At 43.0% G+C, this 18,543-nt stretch carries 17 protein-coding genes and 1 pseudogene; 8 read left to right on the forward strand and 10 right to left on the reverse strand.

Features of this window, described 5'->3' with window-relative positions; translation table 11 throughout:
• Positions 1-4 precede the first annotated feature (4 nt).
• Together AC2D6U_RS03165 and AC2D6U_RS03170 are read right to left on the reverse strand one after the other, a co-directional pair.
• Positions 5-376 (reverse strand): BlaI/MecI/CopY family transcriptional regulator, encoded by a 372-nt coding sequence (locus AC2D6U_RS03165; protein ID WP_484719489.1) that lies wholly within the window; start codon positions 374-376, stop codon positions 5-7.
• Between the two features lie 77 nt (positions 377-453).
• On the reverse strand, positions 454-1,110 hold the full coding sequence (locus AC2D6U_RS03170) for a DUF4159 domain-containing protein (RefSeq protein WP_484719490.1): 657 nt from the start codon (positions 1,108-1,110) through the stop codon (positions 454-456).
• A gap of 75 nt (positions 1,111-1,185) precedes the next feature.
• Between AC2D6U_RS03170 and AC2D6U_RS03175 the strand changes: the two genes are divergently transcribed.
• On the forward strand, positions 1,186-1,818 hold the full coding sequence (locus AC2D6U_RS03175) for an NUDIX hydrolase (RefSeq protein WP_484719491.1): 633 nt from the start codon (positions 1,186-1,188) through the stop codon (positions 1,816-1,818).
• On the opposite strand, the gene AC2D6U_RS03180 is transcribed toward AC2D6U_RS03175, so the two are convergent.
• From AC2D6U_RS03180 to AC2D6U_RS03190, 3 genes are all read right to left on the reverse strand, one after another.
• Positions 1,799-1,984 carry a hypothetical protein gene (locus AC2D6U_RS03180; protein WP_484719492.1) on the reverse strand — a complete coding sequence of 62 codons (186 nt, stop codon included), beginning with the start codon at positions 1,982-1,984 and terminating at the stop codon, positions 1,799-1,801. The genes AC2D6U_RS03175 and AC2D6U_RS03180 overlap by 20 nt on opposite strands.
• 86 nt (positions 1,985-2,070) lie before the next feature.
• Entirely contained in the window at positions 2,071-4,572 is a 2,502-nt protein-coding gene (locus AC2D6U_RS03185) for a hybrid sensor histidine kinase/response regulator (protein WP_484719493.1), read from the reverse strand.
• Positions 4,573-4,683: 111 nt separating this feature from the next.
• Complete coding sequence (locus tag AC2D6U_RS03190; protein ID WP_484719494.1) at positions 4,684-5,265, reverse strand: LOG family protein; 582 nt, start codon at positions 5,263-5,265, stop codon at positions 4,684-4,686.
• Between the two features lie 146 nt (positions 5,266-5,411).
• Here AC2D6U_RS03190 and AC2D6U_RS03195 point away from each other — a divergent pair, with 146 nt between their 5' ends.
• The 5 genes and pseudogenes from AC2D6U_RS03195 to AC2D6U_RS03215 all read left to right on the forward strand — a co-directional run bounded on the left by AC2D6U_RS03195 (position 5,412) and on the right by AC2D6U_RS03215 (position 7,205).
• The gene (locus AC2D6U_RS03195) at positions 5,412-6,038 is read left to right on the forward strand and encodes a hypothetical protein (protein WP_484719495.1); all 627 of its coding nucleotides are present in this window, start codon (positions 5,412-5,414) and stop codon (positions 6,036-6,038) included.
• A gap of 46 nt (positions 6,039-6,084) precedes the next feature.
• Positions 6,085-6,195, forward strand: a pseudogene (locus AC2D6U_RS03200) (hypothetical protein); the annotation flags it as partial.
• Between the two features lie 33 nt (positions 6,196-6,228).
• Positions 6,229-6,519, forward strand: coding sequence for a hypothetical protein (locus AC2D6U_RS03205; RefSeq protein WP_484719496.1), 291 nt, complete (start codon positions 6,229-6,231; stop codon positions 6,517-6,519).
• 15 nt (positions 6,520-6,534) lie between these two features.
• Positions 6,535-6,672: a hypothetical protein gene (locus tag AC2D6U_RS03210; RefSeq protein ID WP_484719497.1), complete on the forward strand. Its 138-nt coding sequence runs from the start codon at positions 6,535-6,537 to the stop codon at positions 6,670-6,672.
• Positions 6,663-7,205 carry a hypothetical protein gene (locus tag AC2D6U_RS03215; protein ID WP_484719498.1) on the forward strand — a complete coding sequence of 181 codons (543 nt, stop codon included), beginning with the start codon at positions 6,663-6,665 and terminating at the stop codon, positions 7,203-7,205. Before AC2D6U_RS03210 ends, AC2D6U_RS03215 begins: the two co-directional genes overlap by 10 nt.
• On the opposite strand, the gene AC2D6U_RS03220 is transcribed toward AC2D6U_RS03215, so the two are convergent.
• From AC2D6U_RS03220 to AC2D6U_RS03240, 5 genes are all read right to left on the reverse strand, one after another.
• Entirely contained in the window at positions 7,107-7,598 is a 492-nt protein-coding gene (locus AC2D6U_RS03220) for a hypothetical protein (protein WP_484719499.1), read from the reverse strand. The two genes, AC2D6U_RS03215 and AC2D6U_RS03220, sit on opposite strands and share 99 nt — an antisense overlap.
• Before the next feature lie 100 nt (positions 7,599-7,698).
• The gene (locus AC2D6U_RS03225) at positions 7,699-8,952 is read right to left on the reverse strand and encodes a cation:proton antiporter (RefSeq protein ID WP_484719500.1); all 1,254 of its coding nucleotides are present in this window, start codon (positions 8,950-8,952) and stop codon (positions 7,699-7,701) included.
• Between the two features lie 61 nt (positions 8,953-9,013).
• Positions 9,014-10,651 (reverse strand): hypothetical protein, encoded by a 1,638-nt coding sequence (locus AC2D6U_RS03230; protein WP_484719501.1) that lies wholly within the window; start codon positions 10,649-10,651, stop codon positions 9,014-9,016.
• Positions 10,652-10,669: 18 nt separating this feature from the next.
• Positions 10,670-12,022 carry a sensor histidine kinase gene (locus AC2D6U_RS03235; protein WP_484719502.1) on the reverse strand — a complete coding sequence of 451 codons (1,353 nt, stop codon included), beginning with the start codon at positions 12,020-12,022 and terminating at the stop codon, positions 10,670-10,672.
• A gap of 86 nt (positions 12,023-12,108) precedes the next feature.
• Positions 12,109-13,482 (reverse strand): sigma-54-dependent transcriptional regulator, encoded by a 1,374-nt coding sequence (locus AC2D6U_RS03240; RefSeq protein WP_484719503.1) that lies wholly within the window; start codon positions 13,480-13,482, stop codon positions 12,109-12,111.
• A 91-nt stretch (positions 13,483-13,573) separates the two neighbouring features.
• Here AC2D6U_RS03240 and AC2D6U_RS03245 point away from each other — a divergent pair, with 91 nt between their 5' ends.
• Positions 13,574-16,066, forward strand: a complete 2,493-nt coding sequence (locus AC2D6U_RS03245; protein ID WP_484719504.1) for an FtsX-like permease family protein — start codon at positions 13,574-13,576, stop codon at positions 16,064-16,066.
• A 38-nt stretch (positions 16,067-16,104) separates the two neighbouring features.
• Positions 16,105-18,501, forward strand: a complete 2,397-nt coding sequence (locus AC2D6U_RS03250; RefSeq protein ID WP_484719505.1) for an ABC transporter permease — start codon at positions 16,105-16,107, stop codon at positions 18,499-18,501.
• The last annotated feature ends 42 nt before the right edge of the window (positions 18,502-18,543 follow it).

The raw sequence follows: 18,543 nt of genomic DNA on the forward strand, positions 1-18,543 counted from the left end.
GTGTTTACTTTTCGTCGTCAAGATCTCCTTTGACGTGTCGCATCAGCGCCTCTACCTCCTTGATGTCCATGTCATTTTCTTTCGCAAAGAAAGAGACAAGTCGTTGGAATGAACCTCCGAAATACCCCCCTAAGAAGTTCTTCAGGTAGAAATTACTATAGGTCGTTTTATCGATCAAAGGGAAGTATTCATGAGTTTTGCCGTATGCCTTGTATCCGACGAATCCTTTTTTCTCCAATATTCGGATGATCGTTGACACTGTGTTGTAGGCGGGTTTGGGTTCTTCCATTTTCGCCAATACGTCTTTCACAAAACCTTTTTCAATATCCCAAAGGATTTGCATTACTTGTTCTTCCGCCTTAGTAAGTTCTTTCATAACTGATCAGTTCATCTAGCCTTCAATATTAAAACTATCTCGCTAGTTTACAAACTAATCGATTAGTTTTATGAGAATTAGTTTTGGGTGAATGCGTAGGAGATGATGTTGGCACCCATCTGAAGTGCTTCCAGCCGTTTGGCCTGTGGGTCATTGTGGACCCGCTGATCTTCCCAGCCATTCCCCAAATCGCTTTCATAAGAATAAAAGCATACCAATCGTCCTTCATAAATCAGGCCAAAACCTTGGGGAGGTTTATTGTCGTGTTCATGGATCTTGGGAAGTCCTTTATCGAAGGTGAATTTTTGGCTGTAGATCTCATGATCGAAGGGCAGTTCGATAAATTCCAGCTCCGGAAAGACCTTTTTCATTTCCAATCTTACAAAAGCATCGAGGCCATAGTTATCATCGATGTGTAAAAAGCCACCTGAAATCAGGTAATTCCGAAGGTTTTCAGCTTCAGCGGAGCTAAACACCACATTGCCATGCCCGGTCATGTAGATGAACGCATAATCGAAGAGCTCCGGGGAACTGACAGGAACAGAATAATTGCCTTGATCGAAATTGGTTTTGAGCTCATCATTACAAAAGATGGCCAGATTGGGTAAAGCCGTTTTATTCGCATACCAGTCTCCGCCACCACTGTATTGCAATTTGGCCATTTTGAGCTGTTCCTGTTGACCAAGGACAGGAGTTGAGAAGAGGAGAAGGAGCACCAAGCACTTTTGAACCATTTGAATTATTATTTCATTAGGAAAACGAATAATCGTTAAACTAGTTTGTTCTATTGAAATAACAAATCTGTTCCTATGCCAACAGCAGAAGATTGGAAACAAAAGTTAATATGGCGTTTGAATGATGAGCTTCCGGGTAGGGCTGCTCAGGAATTGATGGCTCCTCGTCCTATTGAAGAGTCTCGTTTTCAAGAAAACCCAAATTTCCCTGCAAAACTTGGTGGGGTCATGATGATCTTGTTCGAGCGTGACAACGACCTCTGGTTGCCTTTGATCAAACGACCGGAGTACGATGGACATCACAGTGGTCAGATCAGTTTTCCTGGTGGCAAAAAAGAAGAACAAGACAAAGATCTAATTGAAACAGCCTTCAGGGAAACAGAAGAGGAGGTGGGCATCAGAAAAGAGCATGTCGAATTTTTGGGTACTTTGTCTGAACTCTTCATCATCGCGAGTAACTTCAAAGTACTGCCCACTGTGGGCTTTCTGCCTGAGTCACCAACGTATCGTTTAGAAGAAAAAGAAGTTGAGTCTGTCCTAGAAGTGAGCTTGACACAACTCAGAGATGAATCCAAGCAAGGGCTGGAGCCCATGAGGTTTGGGCAATACACCATTCATTCTCCCTATTTCGACGTGGAAGGCCATCAAGTTTGGGGAGCCACGGCAATGATGCTCAGTGAATTATTGGCTATTGTGGACCATTTTTAGACTTGAGCTGATCGATTTCGGCTTTTAGCTTTTCTTTTTTAAGGGAGTTGATCTCAACCTGCGATTTTACTAATCTGAGTAGGATGATCACCACATAAATAAACCCTGATAAAAAGGCGAGCTGAATTAAAATAATGAACAAGGATGATGGAAAGAATGAGGTCATGTTTTTGTGTTTATTGATGAAAATTAATAAAAGCAAGCAATTGGCCAAGTGTGCAGCAACAGACCTATTGCTGGTGATGGAAACCGTTAATTCACCTTTTCTTGGTTCAGTTGCAGTACGATCTTTTCATACAACTCATCCGGGTCGAATGGTTTATGTACAAAGCTAACAAAGCCAGTAGCGTGAATGTCTTGGTCGAAATCTTTGGTTTGATAGGCGCTCATCGCGATGATAGGCGTGTCGATATTGGGATTTCCATCCACTTTAATCTTGGCATATGCCTCAAATGCATTGATAGGACGCATTTCAATGTCCATTAAGATCAAGTCGTACCTTTTGTTTTCACAGAGTTCAATCGCTTCTAGTCCAGAAGCAGCCTCTTCAAAACTGGCATTCCAAATCGTCAATAGCCTATTCAAGACCAAACGGTTCATGTCATTGTCGTCTACCACTAAGATGTTGGCGCCATTCAATTCTCTTTCTGCGTGAATATCACCGTAAGAAATGATGCTAAAGGATTTGTTGATCTCAAAAGGTACTTGGAAACTGAACTTCGTGCCCAATTCCCGTTCGGCATCTACTTTAATGTCGCTACCCATCAGTTCTAATAGTTTTTTGGTAATGGATAAGCCCAAGCCTGTGCCACCATATTCGCGGGTGGTGGAATTGTTTGCTTGTTCGAATTCATTAAAGATCAACTCCAATTTGTCGCTTGGAATTCCAATACCCGTATCGAGGACTTCAAAATGGATCATGGCTTTTTCATCCTTCACACCAGCCAAAAAGACTTTGAGTGTGACATGTCCTTCATTGGTGAATTTGACGGCATTCCCGAGCAGGTTATTAAAGATCTGGGTCAAACGAGTAGGGTCTCCAATGAGTCGGTCAGGCGTGTGCTCACCGATCTCAATTTGGAGCGCAATGCCTTTGCGTTTGGCCTTATATTTGAAGATCTCCGAAATGTTGCGCAGCAGATCGATCAGGGAAAATTCAACCTGTTCGAGCCTCAATTTATTGGCTTCGATCTTGTTGTAGTCCAATACATCATTGATGAGTGAATGGAGGTTCTCCGCCGAAAATTTCAAGGCATCGATGTATTCAGCTATCGTTTGCTCCTTGTTGTCGAGTTCCATGATGTGCGACAAACTGATGATGGCATTCAGTGGGGTTCGAATCTCATGGCTCATGACGGATAAAAATTCCGACTTCGATGCGGTAGCTTTTTCGGCCGTTTCTTTCGCCTTGACGAGTTCGACGTTTTTGATTCTCAATTCCTGAGTGCGCTGGGCTACCTCTTCACGCAGTTTCTTATTGATGTCCTCCTTCAATCGATCGTTTTGTTGTAGTTGAAGGATCAACGAACGCTGCGTGATGTCATGCTCCTCAAACTCTTTTTTGGATTTGTAGCTCATACCCAGGCTAAAGATCAAAAGCTCGACGATAAAACCGACCTGAACGAATAGAGGCAAGGCATTATTGACGTAGAGAAACTGGCCAGCAATTGAAATCAGCGATGAGAACATAAAAAACATGGATCCATACACAAAGTATTTGTTGATCAAGGCCCCGTTTTGGTAGATGGTGAAGAGAAATACGGTACCCAAAACGATGTAAGTGAATAGCAAAAGCTGCATTACGCGTACGGTGTTGTAGTAATCATTCGTCAATAGGAGGTAGCCAGATGCCAGCACAAAAAGGATCACGTTTCCAATCGAGAGGTAATGAAAGAGCTTATCCCAAAATGGAAAGTTCTGTTTTGTTTCATTGAAGGTCATGGCAAACCTGAAATATGCGGCGGCGATCAGGAAAGGCAATAACCAAAAAGCCGCAAGTGAATTGGCCTGATTTGGTATGAACAACAATTCGATGAAACCGTTGACATGCAAAAAGTAAACAAAGGTAAAAAGTGCGTAGGCACTAAGATTCAGGAAAACGATCTGTTGGGTTGTGCTGTAAAAGAAAATGGACAAAAGAATCACGATAAGCAGTATTCCATTGAAGATTCCGTGAAATAAATTGATGTGTAATCGTTCTTTGTTCCATTGTGATTTGGGGATTAGAGAAAAATCTATGGCCACCGGAAGGCCGTCAAGGCTTTCAATTTTCACGTAAACTTCTACCTCCTCGAAAGAAGGGATTTCCAAGTTCACCATGTTGATGTAATTCTGTTGAATGTCGCGCTGTCTCATGGGTGTGAAGTACCCGCTGAGCTTTTGGTTGACCTCCCCGTTTTCATTGATGATATAATACGATTCCTTGGCGTTTCGTCCTCCTTTGAGCACGTAGTGCATTGCTTCTTGTGAAGCATTGGACAACTTGAGTACTGCCCAATGCGGCTTGGAGCGATCGAAAAAGGTGATCTGATCTAGGTCTAGAAATTCGGATTGGGGCAGTGCCCTGATGTCTTCGAGCGTTTTGCTTTCCATATCATCTCTGAACACCTTGACTTGATTGGGATTGATGGCGAGTTGATTCTCGTCATATAGCGTGATGGGTTCTTGTTCACCGATAAACTGCCCGAAGGCATCTGTCGTACCACAGAGTAGTGAACAAAGGAGCAGGAATATGGTGATGAATCGTTGTTTCAAAGCAAGCAAATGCCCATAAAAATCGCTGAATGATAAACTGAATTTCAGTCTTTTGCAATTTAAAAGAGAAAAGTGCCTTAAACAGCAGGATTATGGTGTTGAATGCCTTTTTTACGTTTGTGCAAATTTGAGGGCATCTTTTGACCAAGGCTTTGCCCCGTTGATGGCTTCAATGACCTTTCCGGGCTCTTCAAAAATCGTCCAAATGTCACGATGAATATCCCCCATAAAGCCTTCACTGATTGAATGTTCAAGCATTTGGATCAATTGGTCATAATAGCCCTTGTAATTCAAGATCACAATGGGTTTGGTGAAAATACCTAATCGCTTCAGCGTGATGGCTTCCATTAATTCTTCAAACGTTCCACAACCTCCAGGCAAGGTGACTAAGGCATCGACCCCGACCATGAACTGTTTCTTACGCTCATGCATGTCAGCTGTAAAAATGAATTCATTCACGTCTTTGTGATGAAACTCCACTTCCTTCATAAAGTGCGGCATGATACCGATAATTCGGCCTTTTTCTTCCAGTACTGTATCGGCGAGGACACCCATCAAGCCCCTAGCGCCACCGCCATACACAACGGTGGTATTGTTCTTAACTAAGGCTCTTGCCAATTCCTGGGTAGCCGTTTTGTAATCATCATCAATATTGTCGCTTGAAGCACAATAGACACACACTTTTTTGATCATGGTTGAGGCAGTTGGTATGGTGGAAGTTCGTTCATTCAGGTGATGCATCAAACAAGAACCGGCTTTTTATTCGAGGCCTTTTCTTGAATTGTCACTCCTGTTCGCTGATGAATTTTGCGTAGTTTAATGACTTAAAACTGCAAACCATGATTAACTATTCAAAACGTTTTATCTGTTTCATTGGCCTGCTGGTTATTAGTCTAGGTGTTTTTGCACAGGAAACCATGCTGCTGAGGCAACCTACGATCGCAAATGAGGAGATCGTTTTTGTCTATGCCAACGATCTTTGGAAGGTGCCGATAAAGGGAGGAGAAGCCTTCAGGCTCACATCGAATATCGGCGGAGAGACCAATCCGCATTTTTCACCGGATGGTCAGTTCATCGCATTTACAGGTCAGTATGACGGGAATGCCGATGTCTATGTAGTTCCAAGTGCCGGTGGCGAACCGAAGCGCTTGACCTTTCATCCGAGCAGTGACAATGTTACCGGATGGACACCGGATGGTCAAGTGCTATTCAGCTCGGGCAGACAGAGCGTGCCGACCAAAGAATCTAAATTCTATACAGTTAGCCTTGAAGGGGGACATGTCGAAGAGTTACCCATCCCAAGGGCTGTGGATGGTCAAATTTCTGAGGATGGACGGATGATCGCTTATCAGCAGATCTCATTCTGGGACCCTGAATGGAGGAATTACCGAGGAGGACAGGCCAAACCCATTTGGATCGTTGATCTAAAGAACTATAACTTGACGGAGACCCGCTCAAACGGATAATGAACGCCATACCAGTCCGGTTTGGCATCAGGGCAAAGTCTTTTTTCTGTCGGAACGGGACTATGCCAACAACATTTGGAGTTACGATCCAAAAAGTGAACAGTTAGTTCAGCATACGTTCCATGCCGATTTTGATGTAAAGAATCTCGATGCAGGTCCTGGTGGAATCGTTTATGAACAGGGTGGGCGCTTGCATTTATTAGATCCGGTATCGAATGAGACAACTACTTTGGCCATTGAGGTTAAAGGCGACATGAACTGGGCATCTCCACGATGGGTGGAAGCCAATGCAGGGCAATTGCTGAATGCCCAGTTGTCTCCAACAGGAAAGCGCGCCATTTTTGAATTTCGAGGGGACATCATCACCGTCCCAAAGGAGGAGGGCAATTGGAGAAACTTAACTGCCACAAGTGATGAAGCAGATCGAGCACCCATTTGGTCTCCCAAAGGAGATCAGGTTGCCTGGTTCAATGATCGATAGGGAGAATACGAGTTGATGATCAGTGATCAATATGGTCAAACAGAACCACGTGTGATCACACTACCGAATCAAACCTTTTATTTCCGTCCGCAATGGTCGCCAGATGGGAGTCATATTACCTATACCGATACGGATTATACCATGTGGTATTAAATGTAGCAACGGGCAAAACGACCAAGGTAGCAACCGATCTGTATGCTCATCCAGACCGTACCTTGAATCCGGAATGGTCTCCTGATGGGAAATGGATCGCCTACGTTCAGTTGCAACCCAACCAGTTCAAGATGGTGAAGGCCTATCATTTCGACACTAAAGAAACGATCTCGATCACCGATGAGATGGCGGATGCTATTTCTCCGGTTTGGGATGAGTCAGGAGATTATCTCTACTTCTTAGCCAGCGTAGATTATGGTTTGGCCAGTGGTTGGTTAGACATGAGTTCGTATAATGTTCAGGTTACTCGTACACCTTATCTCGCCATATTACGTGAAGGAGGAGAGAATCCTTTTTTGCCGAAAAGTGATGAGGAAGAAACTGCACCGGATAAGGCAGATGCAGCTTCCAAAACGGCGGATGTCGTTATCGATTCACAAGGCTTGATGGATCGTATTGTTTCCATTTTGACCGTCAATCTTGATCACCATTATGTCATCGCCACCAAGACTGAGTGTCTGGATATCACCTGAGATTGAGGATCTTGTCCTTCCTGTAAAAACGATGTGCCCATCTGGTGTTTCAGCAGCACCACCTTCAAAGCCTTCTTCACCAGAGCCTCCGATGTTTATTTCCCACAACTTGTCGCCTGACTCGTTGAGCTTTATGATCCACCAATCGTCATCGCCATTATTGGCCGTCTCTTTATTTCCGCTTATTCCTGATAAAGAACTTGCTGTTAAAATAAATCCTCCGTCTGAGGTGCTTAGGCTGTTGACATCGGTATCTCTTCCTGTACCACCTAAACGCCAATCTTGAATGTAAACCGGATTAACTTCTTGCGCAGAGATGTATGGACAGTGGCACATGACCAAACAAAAAAATAAGGGTGCCCAATCGCCGATTCGTCTTGAAAAGATCCTCATACAGATTAAAAAATGTTGAACACCTACAATATAATGTTTTTTGGAGTTTCTCAGCGACGTGACGGGTTATATTCGTCTGGGATTTGTTTCGCGTTATGCTTTACGCATCCAGATTGTTCTGTTTCAATACTTTTTTCACTAGTGGACCGATCGTTAAGCCTTGTCCGATAATGGAGAAGACGACAATAACATAGGTCACCGTAACAAAAAGGTCTCGTTCCATTTCTGGTGCCATGCTTAGGGCTAGGGCGATGCTTATTCCTCCTCTAATACCACCCCAAGTCATGATGAGATTGGTTTTGGGTACAAAATCAAGCTTCTTTTTAAAGAGCATAATAGGACCTGAAAGCGCAATGAATCGTGCTAAAAGGGTAACCGGTATAGCGAGAAGTCCCAAAAGCATGTATTCACCATTGATGGTGATGATGAGCAGCTCAAATCCGATCAACACAAAAAGCAGGGCGTTCAGGAAAACATCAATGAGTTCCCAAAATTTGTCGACATAGTTTTGTGTGGTTTTAGACCAGGCCTGTTCTGGCGACTTGTTGCCCAAATAGATGCCCGCCACTACAACGGCAAGAGGTCCTGAAAAATGCAGGTAGGAGGCTAATCCATAGGTGCCCATGACCAAGGCAATGGTGATGATCACCTCGGTTTCGTAGTGATCGATCGTTTTCATTACACGATACCCCAAATACCCCAAGATGAGTCCTAAGCCTAGGCCACCAAAAACCTCTTCAAAAAAGAGTAGACCCACTTCACTGGCTTCTACTTCTGCCAAACCACTCTGGGCTATGGAGAAGATGACTAAAAACACCACGACGCCTACTCCGTCATTGAATAAGGATTCACCAACAATTTTCACCTCAAGATTCTTCGGTGCCTTGGCGTCCTTTAAAATTCCCAAAACGGCAATGGGATCGGTAGGAGAGATAAGCGCTCCAAAAAGAAGGCAATAAATGAATTGAATTTCATGCCCTACCAATAGGCTAATGCCGTAGAACATACCGCCTACCAGGAAGGTGGAGATCAAGACGCCTACCGTGGCAAACAACATGATCGGACTTTTGTGTTTGGCTAATTCATCGAGCTTGGTATGCAATGCACCGGCAAAGAGTAAGAAACTCAGCATAACATCAAGCAACACTTCTTCAAAGTCAATGGCCCCTATGAGGGCTTTTGAGCTCTTGATGATATTACTGTCGAAGTAACCCAACACCAGAATCACCAAGGTGAACACCATGGCGATGATCATCAAGCCGATCGTAAACGGAAGCTTAAGCACTTTAATGTTGATGTACGCGAATAAGGCAGAGAGTACAGTCAAAATGGTGACAATAGTGAATATTTCCATGACGTTCAGATTGTAAGCTAAATTACCAACAGAAATGTAAAAAGTAGCTTGAATGCAAACATTAATCGAGGGAAGGGGTCATGCCTTTGATCGCTGCCTTGTAAGCAGGAGTAGGCAATAGCGTCTTCATCATGCCATCCAAAAGGCCATTCAGGTAAAAGCCGATATGCCCTTGATAAGTTGGGCGCTCGTAGCGATAGTCCACAGCCTTTGATCGGCCATCTTTGTCTTTCTTCGATTGATGACGGACGATAAGGCTACCAACATCTGAAACCAACCAATTCCTTTTTTGCTTTTTCGCGTTGTTGACCTGCATTTTTAAATTGTCATAGTCAAAGATCATTTGCCCTGAAGTGATGCGGTCAGAACATACTCCTGTGAAATAAATATCTTCTACCATCCCCTCATTGAGCTGGACATTGACCATAGGGGTAACAATGGCATTCAGGTCAGTGAACGGAAGTTGACTGATGTGCCCTTGGTAGGTGTGCTGAGGTACTGCGTTCAGTGGAAAGTCAGCGGCGAAAGAAAATTTACCATGGGCAAGAAAATCGCTTTCGAGAAATAACTTGAGCGTGTCTTTTTTATCTTCCTCGCTGTAAATTCCTGCAAGGTAGCCATTGATATGGCGTAAGACGACCTCACCACTTTTGACCTTTCCTTTAGGGATCAATCGATAGTCGATCGTTGCATTTTCGATCGATAGGGTATCTATATCGATAGGGAAGGTGCTATTGGCCAATGATTCATGCATCAGCACTTTCGCTTCTGGAGCCAAGGGGTGATTGGCATTACGCAAAAGACTAAATGTGGCGTCTTTTAGAAGACCAGTCGACGCACGTAATGCACCAGCGTTTTTCAAGGAATCGAATTGGATATCCTCCAACTCAAAAGAGCCAATGGAAATGTCAAACATGGTTTTCTGATACTGCTCGTCAACCGTCATGGCATACAAAGAGCGCTTAGGGATTAACTCGATGTTGGTACATCTGAAGAGCGCTTGTTCATAATCAAGATGCATTTCATCCATTCGATAGGTGTAAGGTGATGTTGCTGGATTGTACAGTGCATCTTGCAAACTAAGGGTAAATCCTTCGGCAGTGATCTGTTCAGGTTTTATGCCCTTTTCATTGATCAATACATTGAGTTTTCTCAAACTGACATTGAGTTCATTACCAGCATATAGGGTGTCTTTGGGATGGTTGGCAAAAACAAAGGCTGCAGAACCTCCTTTTAACGAAAAAGTGCCTGCTTCAATTTCACTGATTAGGGTTGTGTTTTCTTCGTTATCGGTCTCAACAAGAGGAGGTCTTGCTGATTTAGGAGTGATCAAAAAGACCAATTCCGGATCGGTAAGTTCAAAAGAAGTGATGTCGATATCTGATTTCAGCAAGAGGTTGAGAATACTGATGTCATTAACGGCTAACTGCTGAGCCGTGAAAAATACAGGAGCAAACTTCGACATCATCAATTCATTGGTCGTATCTGAGGTCACCGTTACATCGGTGAAGCCAAATGAAAAACCTGAAGGGGTTAAACGGGTGAAGTTTTCGTCAAAACTCAGTGCATAATAATCTCCAAAGGTGCTGTTGAGCAGGTCGTCTAATTTATTTTTAACAAGGTCTTCGAGGATAAAATTGAAGAAGACGAAGATGGTTAATACGACCGAGAAAAATACAATGATCCCTTTTTTCATCATTAAGACTAAGCTAAGCAATCAGGCGGAAAATTCTAGGATAAAAGTTGCGCCAATCCCTGGTGCTGAACTGACCGTAAGGTCACCATTATGCTTTTTCATGATCTGTTTGCTAAGACTTAAGCCAATGCCTGAGCCTTGTGGTTTTGTAGAAAAGAAAGGGATAAAGATCTGCTCCTGTTTGTCTAGATCAACTCCTTTGCCATTATCAGAAACCTTTATATAATGATACTTGTGATCCGAAAAGGCCCGAATGTTGATCTCAGCCTCTTGAGACTCCTGAACAGCATGTTTGGCATTGGTGATCAAATTAATCAGTACCTGTTCGATCAATGTACGGTCGAGTCTAACGCGCATGCCTTTCTGAACCTCAACGGATAAGTTAATATTCGTCTCCTTCATGTCTGCTTTAAAGAGTTGTTCAATTGACGTCAGAAGTTCGTGCATATCGACCACCTCGACATGAAGGTTCTTGATTTTAGTCAATTTCCGGTAGTCATCAACAAAATGCAATAATCCATCGCTACGGCGTTGAATGGTTTGTAGTGAGAAACGGATATCGTCTAACGTTTCCTTGTCTATCTGGTCATTCTTTTTGGGTTCTTTTCCGACATTCAACATCATCAGCATGGTTTCAGTCATCGAGGTGATCGGTGTAACCGAATTCATGATCTCATGGGTAAGTATACGAATGAGCTTATGCCATGCCTCAATCTCCTTCGTTTCAATTTCGCTTTTAATATTTTGAAACGTGATCAAGGTGTAGCGTAGGTTAAGGATCTTTAATCGGTTGACCTGAACAGAGACTTGCAGTTGTTTGCCTTTCCTATTCAGTTCGATCAGCTTTCTCTCGTTATCTAGCATCTCATTCACCTCTTTTACGAAGTCGGGTTTGAGCTGAAGGAGTTGTTTAAAATACTTGGGTTGCTCTAGATCAAGTAGCTCTGTGGCCTGCTGATTCATTAATTCCACTTCGTAATCTTCCTTGATCGCGATCAGGCCCACCTTGATGTTTTCAATGATCACTTGAAGGAATTTGAATTGGGCTTCCTTTTCTACGCTGACTTTCTTAAACGCTTCGATGATCTCCACAAAGGCATCTTGGAGCTCCTGAAATGATTTGCCGTGTTTTTTTCCTTTGAAGGAAATGCTGAAATCTGAGTACCGAATGGCAAGTAATAGCCGAGCAAGCTCTCGATTGGTAAAGGAAACATAATGAATCAATTCTGCTACTTGGATAATGATGACTCCAAGAAGAATGACTTGATTAAAAAAGAGGTCTGAACGGGCAAAAATGAAAGCTAGCGCTACCATCGTCAGCATCAACAATACGATGCGTAATATGACCAAGAATGCGAAACGTTTTGATACCATATTAAGCCATAAGCTTTATGCTACGAGTTTCAAGGAACAAGCGATAGGTAATTCCCTTTATGGCTTGCAGCTCGAGGCTTGCAGCTCTACAATCCATATTTCTGTAATCTACGATATAATGCCAAACGATCGATGCCCAAATCTTTGGCGGCTCGTGTGACATTGCCATTGTTCTTGTCTAAGGCTTTTAGAATGAGTCTTTTTTCCATTTCATTCAAATTAAGAAGGTCTTCTTCCTGACTGGCTGGGTTTCTTCTTGTATTCAGAAGGAAATCTTCTGGCCCTAGTTTATTTTCATCGGCTAGAATGATTGCCCGTTCGATGGCATGTTCCAGCTCTCTTATGTTTCCTGGCCAAGGATACTTTTTCAGTTTATTGATCGTGGCGGTGTCGATTCTGACTTTTTCTTTGTTATATTTTTTACCGAATTGCTTCAAAAAATGAGAAACGAGCAATTCCATGTCATCATTTCGTTCCGCTAAAGAGGGCATACGAATCTCGACCGTATTCATGCGGTAGAGCAAGTCTTGACGAAAACTTCCTTCCTTCACCATCTCATAAAGCGGCATATTGGTCGCACAGATCAATCGAATATCCACTGGAATCTCTTTGTTGGAGCCTACGCGGCTGACTTTTCTGTTTTGCAGCACGGTGAGGAGTTTGGCCTGTAGAGGCAAGGAGAGGTTGCCAATTTCATCTAAAAATAGGGTGCCCCCTGATGCCAATTCGAATCTTCCGGGTTTGTCTTCTTTGGCGTCAGTAAAGGCTCCTTTGACATGCCCAAAGAGTTCACTTTCAAATAACGTTTCACTGATGGCACCCAGATCAACATTGATGAAAACTTCATTCTTTCTTTCGGAAAGGCGATGCAAAGCACGCGCGGCCAGTCCTTTTCCCGTTCCATTCTCTCCCAGGATAAGCACCGTTGCATCCGTTGGTCCTACTTTTTCTAAGAGAGAAAACACACGTTGCATGGGTTCGCTTTCACCAAGAAAATGCTCGTACTGCGCTTCAATATCACCTTCAAGGGTTTTTTGCGTATTCTTGAGGCGGTCAACTTCCAATTTGCTCTTGCGCAATTGCAGTGCAGAGGTAATGGTCGCATAGAGCTTCTCATTCTTCCAGGGCTTGGTGATGAAGTCGGTACCGCCCAACTTAATGGTTTCAACGGCCAACTCAAACTCGCCATAAGCGGTGATCAAAATGACTATGGTGTTGGGATCGATCTCGAGAATGACATTCAACCAATGTAATCCATCCGTACCATCATTTTCTCCCTTTCGGAAATTCATGTCAAGTAGTACAACATCAAAAGCATCTCGCTCGAAATGTAAAGGGATGTTGTTGGGGTCAGACTCAATTTGAACCACGGTGAATTGTTGTTTCAAGAATAATCTTGCGGAGTTGAGGACATCAATGTCATCATCTACTACCAGTATTTTCGCTTCGGTCTTAGCCATAGAAAAGTTGTATCAAAAACAAACAGTTAAATGTATTTAAAACAAACGAAATTAGTACTATGCATTTTTCTTATAATTCATAAGTAACAGTATGCCAATTACTTATAAGTTTGGCACATGCTTTGGTATTCAAGAGGTGTCAGAACCAGAAACCATGCTCAAAAATTACTTCATCACCGCATTTCGAAACCTTTCGCGCAATCGCACTTTTACCCTACTCAATATATTTGGGTTGGCTTTGGGGATCAGTGCTGCTCTGGTACTTTTCAAAATTGTGATCTTTGAAAAGAGTTTTGATGAATACCAGACCAATTATGATCGCATTTATCGATTCATTAAAACGGACGTGAGTCCTAATAATGTGGAAGTAGAAGCGGGAATGCCGAACCCATTTACCAAGGTATTCAAACAGGAGCATCCTGATCTGGGCCTTCCTGTCCGAACATTTTACATAGGCGAGAACCAAGTAAGTGTACAGCAAGGCAGTACTGATTGGCTGCATTTTGAGCAACCAGATGGTATTGCTTTTGTGGACAAAGAGTTCTTCAACGTATTTGATTATGATTGGAAGATAGGAGACCCGGAAACGGTATTGAATCAGCCAAAATCAGCTGTCATTTCAACATCTATGGCAGAAAAATACTTCGGTATCACAGATGGTGGTTTTGACCGTGCCTTAGGCAAAGAGATGAAACTGAATAATGAATTGACCTTTTTCATCACCGGGGTAGTCGCTGACCCGCCATTGAATACTTCACTTCCATTCAAGTTCATGATAGAATATGAAGCTGTGGAAGAAATTTTTCCATTTTACCAGCCGGAGGCTTGGAATAGTACTTCTTCAAATGCCCATGTTTACTTGCTCATGGCAAAAGGCGTAAGCCCAGAACAGGTGGAAGCCTCATTACCCGACATTGTGGAAAAATACATTCCCGATGAGCAATCAGATACGAATAAGTCTTTCTCTATTCAGCCCATTTCGGAGTTTCATTTTAGTCCTGATATGGGTACTTATGGTGAACTGGCAGTTGAAGAAGATTCGTTGGCCATTCCTCTTGCTGTTGGCATATTCCTGATATTAACCGCATGCGTGAACTTCATTAATCTTTCAACGGCGCTGGCAATTAAGCGAGCCAAGGAAGTAGGGATTCGAAAAGTGCTGGGCGGTGTCAAAAACCAACTCATTTTACAATTCTTAGGGGAAACTTTTTTGATCACCTCAATTGCCGTCCTGATTTCCATGGGGGTTTCAGAACTGATCATGAAAAACATGCAGGGTCTTATTGGTTATAATTTGTCCCTCGACATTTTCAATGATTCTGTCTTACTGCTGATCGTTTTGTGTATCGTGTTTGGTGTGACGCTTTTGGCTGGCCTTTATCCGTCTGTCGTGCTTTCCAAATTAAAGCCTGTGGCAACGCTGAGAAGCAAAGGTCAAAGTTCCGTTTCGGGAAATTTGAATGTCAGAAGAGGGCTGGTTGTCTTCCAATTCTTGATCAGCCAATTCTTGGTGATCTGTACATTGGTGGTGATCTCACAGATGAAATATTTTGAGACAAAAGACCTGGGTTTTAGAAAATCAGGAATCATTACATTTCCATTACCCAGTCAGGAGATGGAAAAGTTAAGGACCATGAACAATGAACTCAGTGCTTACGCCGGAGTTGACATGGTCAGCTATAACTATGCCAGCCCACAATCGAGTAATAACATTGGTTCTACCTTTAGCTACGAATTGGCCCAAGGCGGAGCCGATCTGGATGCAGCGTACAAGATAGTAGATCAAAACTATGTGCCTCTTTACGATATAGAAATTCTTGCTGGCAGAAACTTCAGAGAGAATGACACTATTGATGTAGCCATGATATCGGAAGATGTTATGCGTTTGATGGAGATTGATGATCCGAATGATGCCGTGGGAAAGGTGATCGGTTCTGGCGTTATGGGGAGTAAGACGATCATTGGTGTATTCAAGAGCTTTCATAATAACAATCTCGGACGAGCGATTGATCCTATAATTTTTGTGAAGCTTGAAGAGCTTTTTTACGAAGGAGCTTTGCGATACGAAGTGAACGAGAAGGATGAAAAGAACTTGATTGCTCATCTGGAGCAAGTTTGGACTTCGCAGTATCCTGATGTGCTTTTTGATTACTCTAAATTTACAGAGATCCTTGAACGACAATACCAGGAGGAAGCCAATACATTAACACTATATAAGATTTTCTCCGGTATTGCCATTTTGATCGGTTGCTTAGGGCTTTATGGTTTGGTGGCCTTTATGGCCAATCAAAAAACCAAAGAGATCGGTATTCGGAAGGTACTAGGTGCATCTGTTGGACAGATCTTGAACATCTTTTCCAAAGAATTGATGGTACTTATTCTCATTGCCTCCCTGATTGCTATACCGCTGGGTTACTACTTTATGAACGACTGGCTCTCTGGTTTCGAATATCGGATCGACTTGAATCTCTGGGTTTTTATGGTCTCCATTGCATTTACATTGTTTATTGGAGGCCTTACGACAGGTATTCGATCCTTGAAAGCCGCTACAATAAATCCCGTAGATTCTCTAAGAAGCGAATAAAAAATTCTTGGAATTAATCAGTTGAACATACTATCGAAATGATCAAAAACTACATCAAAATTCTGCTTAGAAATTTCGCTAAGAACAAGGTCTTTACCTTGATCAATGTGTCCGGCCTCACCTTGGGTGTGACCTGTAGTTTGATCATGTTCCTGATCGTAAAGGAAGAACTCAGTTTCAACCAATACCACGAGAAAGCAGAGAGGATTTATCGTGTAGGGCATCGCGATATGGTGGATGGTAGAGAATACAGCCAGGGTGGAGTGCCTTTACCGATGATCGATGTGGTGAAGGACGATATTGTTGGATTGACAAATGCCACATTGATTTCTCATTTCAGGTACGGCTTGATCTCCATCGGAAAGCCCGACGGCTCCATTGATTACTATGAGGAAAACCCTGACCTCGTCTATTTAGAGCCTGCCTTCTTCGATATGTTCACCTGGCCACTGATTGAAGGTAGCCTAGAGAATTTTGATGAGCCCAATATGGTTGTTTTGTCAAAAGAATTGGCGGATAAATATTTCCCGAATGCATCTGCTGTTGGCCGAACCGTAAGGTTCAATAAAACAAGAGATTTTCAAGTGATCGCAGTTGCTGAAAATGCACCGGAGAACTCCGACTTTCCTTTTGGCTTTATGATGTCTATGGCCACTCTACGAGACGGACGAGAAACCATGGGGAGTTGGGGGAGTATCAGCAGCGACAATGTGATCTTTTTTGAACTTGAGAACGGTGTATCGGCTGAATCGATCAATGATCAATTCGCTTCCTTTACGGATAAATATCATGGAAACAACGCGAGTGAGTGGAGAACCTACGAGATCGTTCCTTTGACCAATTACCACTTTGATGAGGACTATGGCACCTTCAGTGGAAGGTCTGCTTCCAAGCAAATGCTTTGGACCTACAGCGCCATAGGAGTATTCCTGATCATTACAGCCTGCTTCAACTTCATCAATATGTCAACCGCCATGGCGGTAAAAAGAGCCAAGGAAGTCGGTATGCGCAAGGTACTTGGGTCTAGTCGTAAGCAGTTGGTAATGAGGTTTCTAGGAGAGACTTTTTTCATCACTTTGATCTCTGTATTGCTTTCTGTTGCCTTGACCGAGAGGTTATTACCCCTCGTCATCAATGACTTTTTTGACCTTGGTATCCAACTCAATTTGCTTACCGATCTTTCGGTCACCTTATACTTACTGGCTATACTCGTGTTGGTCTCCTGTTTAGCAGGTCTTTATCCTGCGATTGTTCTTTCGTCTGTTAGACCGATCAATGCCTTGAAAGGCAGTTTAACTACGAGAGGAGGTAATTTAACACTCCGAAGAAGTTTAGTAGTGTTTCAATTCTTCCTGTGTCAGCTTTTGATCTTCGGTACTGTAGTGGCTGTTCAGCAGATGAGCTTTTTTAATTCTGTGGACATGGGATATGAGAAGGAATCGATCCTTACCTTTCAGTTAATGGATGCTTCTCCTGAGACACAGAAGAGGTGGAGAACAGAATTAGGCGCTATACCTGGTGTTAGGGGAGCCGCCATTAGTTCAGCACCTCCTTTTAGTGGTTCTATTAGTGCCACTAATTCGTTTTATAACACTTCCGACACTGCACGAATAGAGATCAATACCTACATAAAAAGTGCTGATGATCGTTATTTGGAGACGTATGGCTTACGCTTGGTGGCAGGAGACTGGCTTTCAAAAAGTGACACTTTAAAAGAAGTAGTGGTCAATGAATCGTATCTGAAGAAGATCGGTATCAATGATCCAACCGAAGCACTGGGTCAACAGATCGATATGTGGGGGAGGCGTCTGCCCATTGTTGGTGTGATACAGGATTTTCATGCAATTACCTTAAGTGAGGCGATTGAGCCAACCGCTATTTTTTCTGATGCCAGTGATTACCGCACCATTGGCGTGAAAGTACAGCCTGAACGTACGGCTGATGTCATTGCCGCGATTGAGTCGATCTGGCGTTCGATTTATCCTGAATATGAGTTTGAATACATTTTTGTTGATGAGAACATCCGCAACTATTATGAAACGGAAGAAAAGATGTCACAAATGCTCACCACTTTTGCCGGTATTGCCATCTTCATCGGGTGTTTGGGTCTCTATGGTTTAGTCGCTTTCATGGCGAATCAAAAACTGAAGGAGCTGGGTATTCGAAAGGTGCTTGGGGCTTCGGTCAATGGGTTGATCATAAGTTTTTTGATCGAATTTTTAAAACTGGTGGGGATTGCCTTTTTGATAGCAGCACCATTAGGCTATTATGGGATGAACACGTGGCTGCAAGAATATGTCTATAGCATTGAAATTGTCCCAATGATATTTCTTACAAGTTTTGGTGCCTCAGTTCTGATCGCCTTGGCGACGACAGGATACCGGTCCTTCAAAGCAGCGGCAACCAACCCGATAATGTCTTTACGACAAGAATAAAAAAAGGAGTGCTTCTTCAGAAGTCACTCCTTTATTGTTTTT

The sequence above is a fragment of the Roseivirga sp. YIW32 genome (genome assembly GCF_057219245.1).

What these genes read in the sequence shown, in the direction of transcription:
- AC2D6U_RS03165 (WP_484719489.1), bottom strand. Translation starts at nt 376, where the DNA reads ATGAAAGAACTTACTAAGGCGGAAGAACAAGTAATGCAAATCCTTTGG.
- AC2D6U_RS03170 (WP_484719490.1), bottom strand. Translation starts at nt 1,110, where the DNA reads ATGGTTCAAAAGTGCTTGGTGCTCCTTCTCCTCTTCTCAACTCCTGTC.
- AC2D6U_RS03175 (WP_484719491.1), top strand. Translation starts at nt 1,186, where the DNA reads ATGCCAACAGCAGAAGATTGGAAACAAAAGTTAATATGGCGTTTGAAT.
- AC2D6U_RS03180 (WP_484719492.1), bottom strand. Translation starts at nt 1,984, where the DNA reads ATGACCTCATTCTTTCCATCATCCTTGTTCATTATTTTAATTCAGCTC.
- AC2D6U_RS03190 (WP_484719494.1), bottom strand. Translation starts at nt 5,265, where the DNA reads ATGATCAAAAAAGTGTGTGTCTATTGTGCTTCAAGCGACAATATTGAT.
- AC2D6U_RS03195 (WP_484719495.1), top strand. Translation starts at nt 5,412, where the DNA reads ATGATTAACTATTCAAAACGTTTTATCTGTTTCATTGGCCTGCTGGTT.
- AC2D6U_RS03210 (WP_484719497.1), top strand. Translation starts at nt 6,535, where the DNA reads ATGATCAGTGATCAATATGGTCAAACAGAACCACGTGTGATCACACTA.
- AC2D6U_RS03220 (WP_484719499.1), bottom strand. Translation starts at nt 7,598, where the DNA reads ATGAGGATCTTTTCAAGACGAATCGGCGATTGGGCACCCTTATTTTTT.
- AC2D6U_RS03225 (WP_484719500.1), bottom strand. Translation starts at nt 8,952, where the DNA reads ATGGAAATATTCACTATTGTCACCATTTTGACTGTACTCTCTGCCTTA.
- AC2D6U_RS03230 (WP_484719501.1), bottom strand. Translation starts at nt 10,651, where the DNA reads ATGATGAAAAAAGGGATCATTGTATTTTTCTCGGTCGTATTAACCATC.
- AC2D6U_RS03235 (WP_484719502.1), bottom strand. Translation starts at nt 12,022, where the DNA reads ATGGTATCAAAACGTTTCGCATTCTTGGTCATATTACGCATCGTATTG.
- AC2D6U_RS03240 (WP_484719503.1), bottom strand. Translation starts at nt 13,482, where the DNA reads ATGGCTAAGACCGAAGCGAAAATACTGGTAGTAGATGATGACATTGAT.
- AC2D6U_RS03245 (WP_484719504.1), top strand. Translation starts at nt 13,574, where the DNA reads ATGCCAATTACTTATAAGTTTGGCACATGCTTTGGTATTCAAGAGGTG.
- AC2D6U_RS03250 (WP_484719505.1), top strand. Translation starts at nt 16,105, where the DNA reads ATGATCAAAAACTACATCAAAATTCTGCTTAGAAATTTCGCTAAGAAC.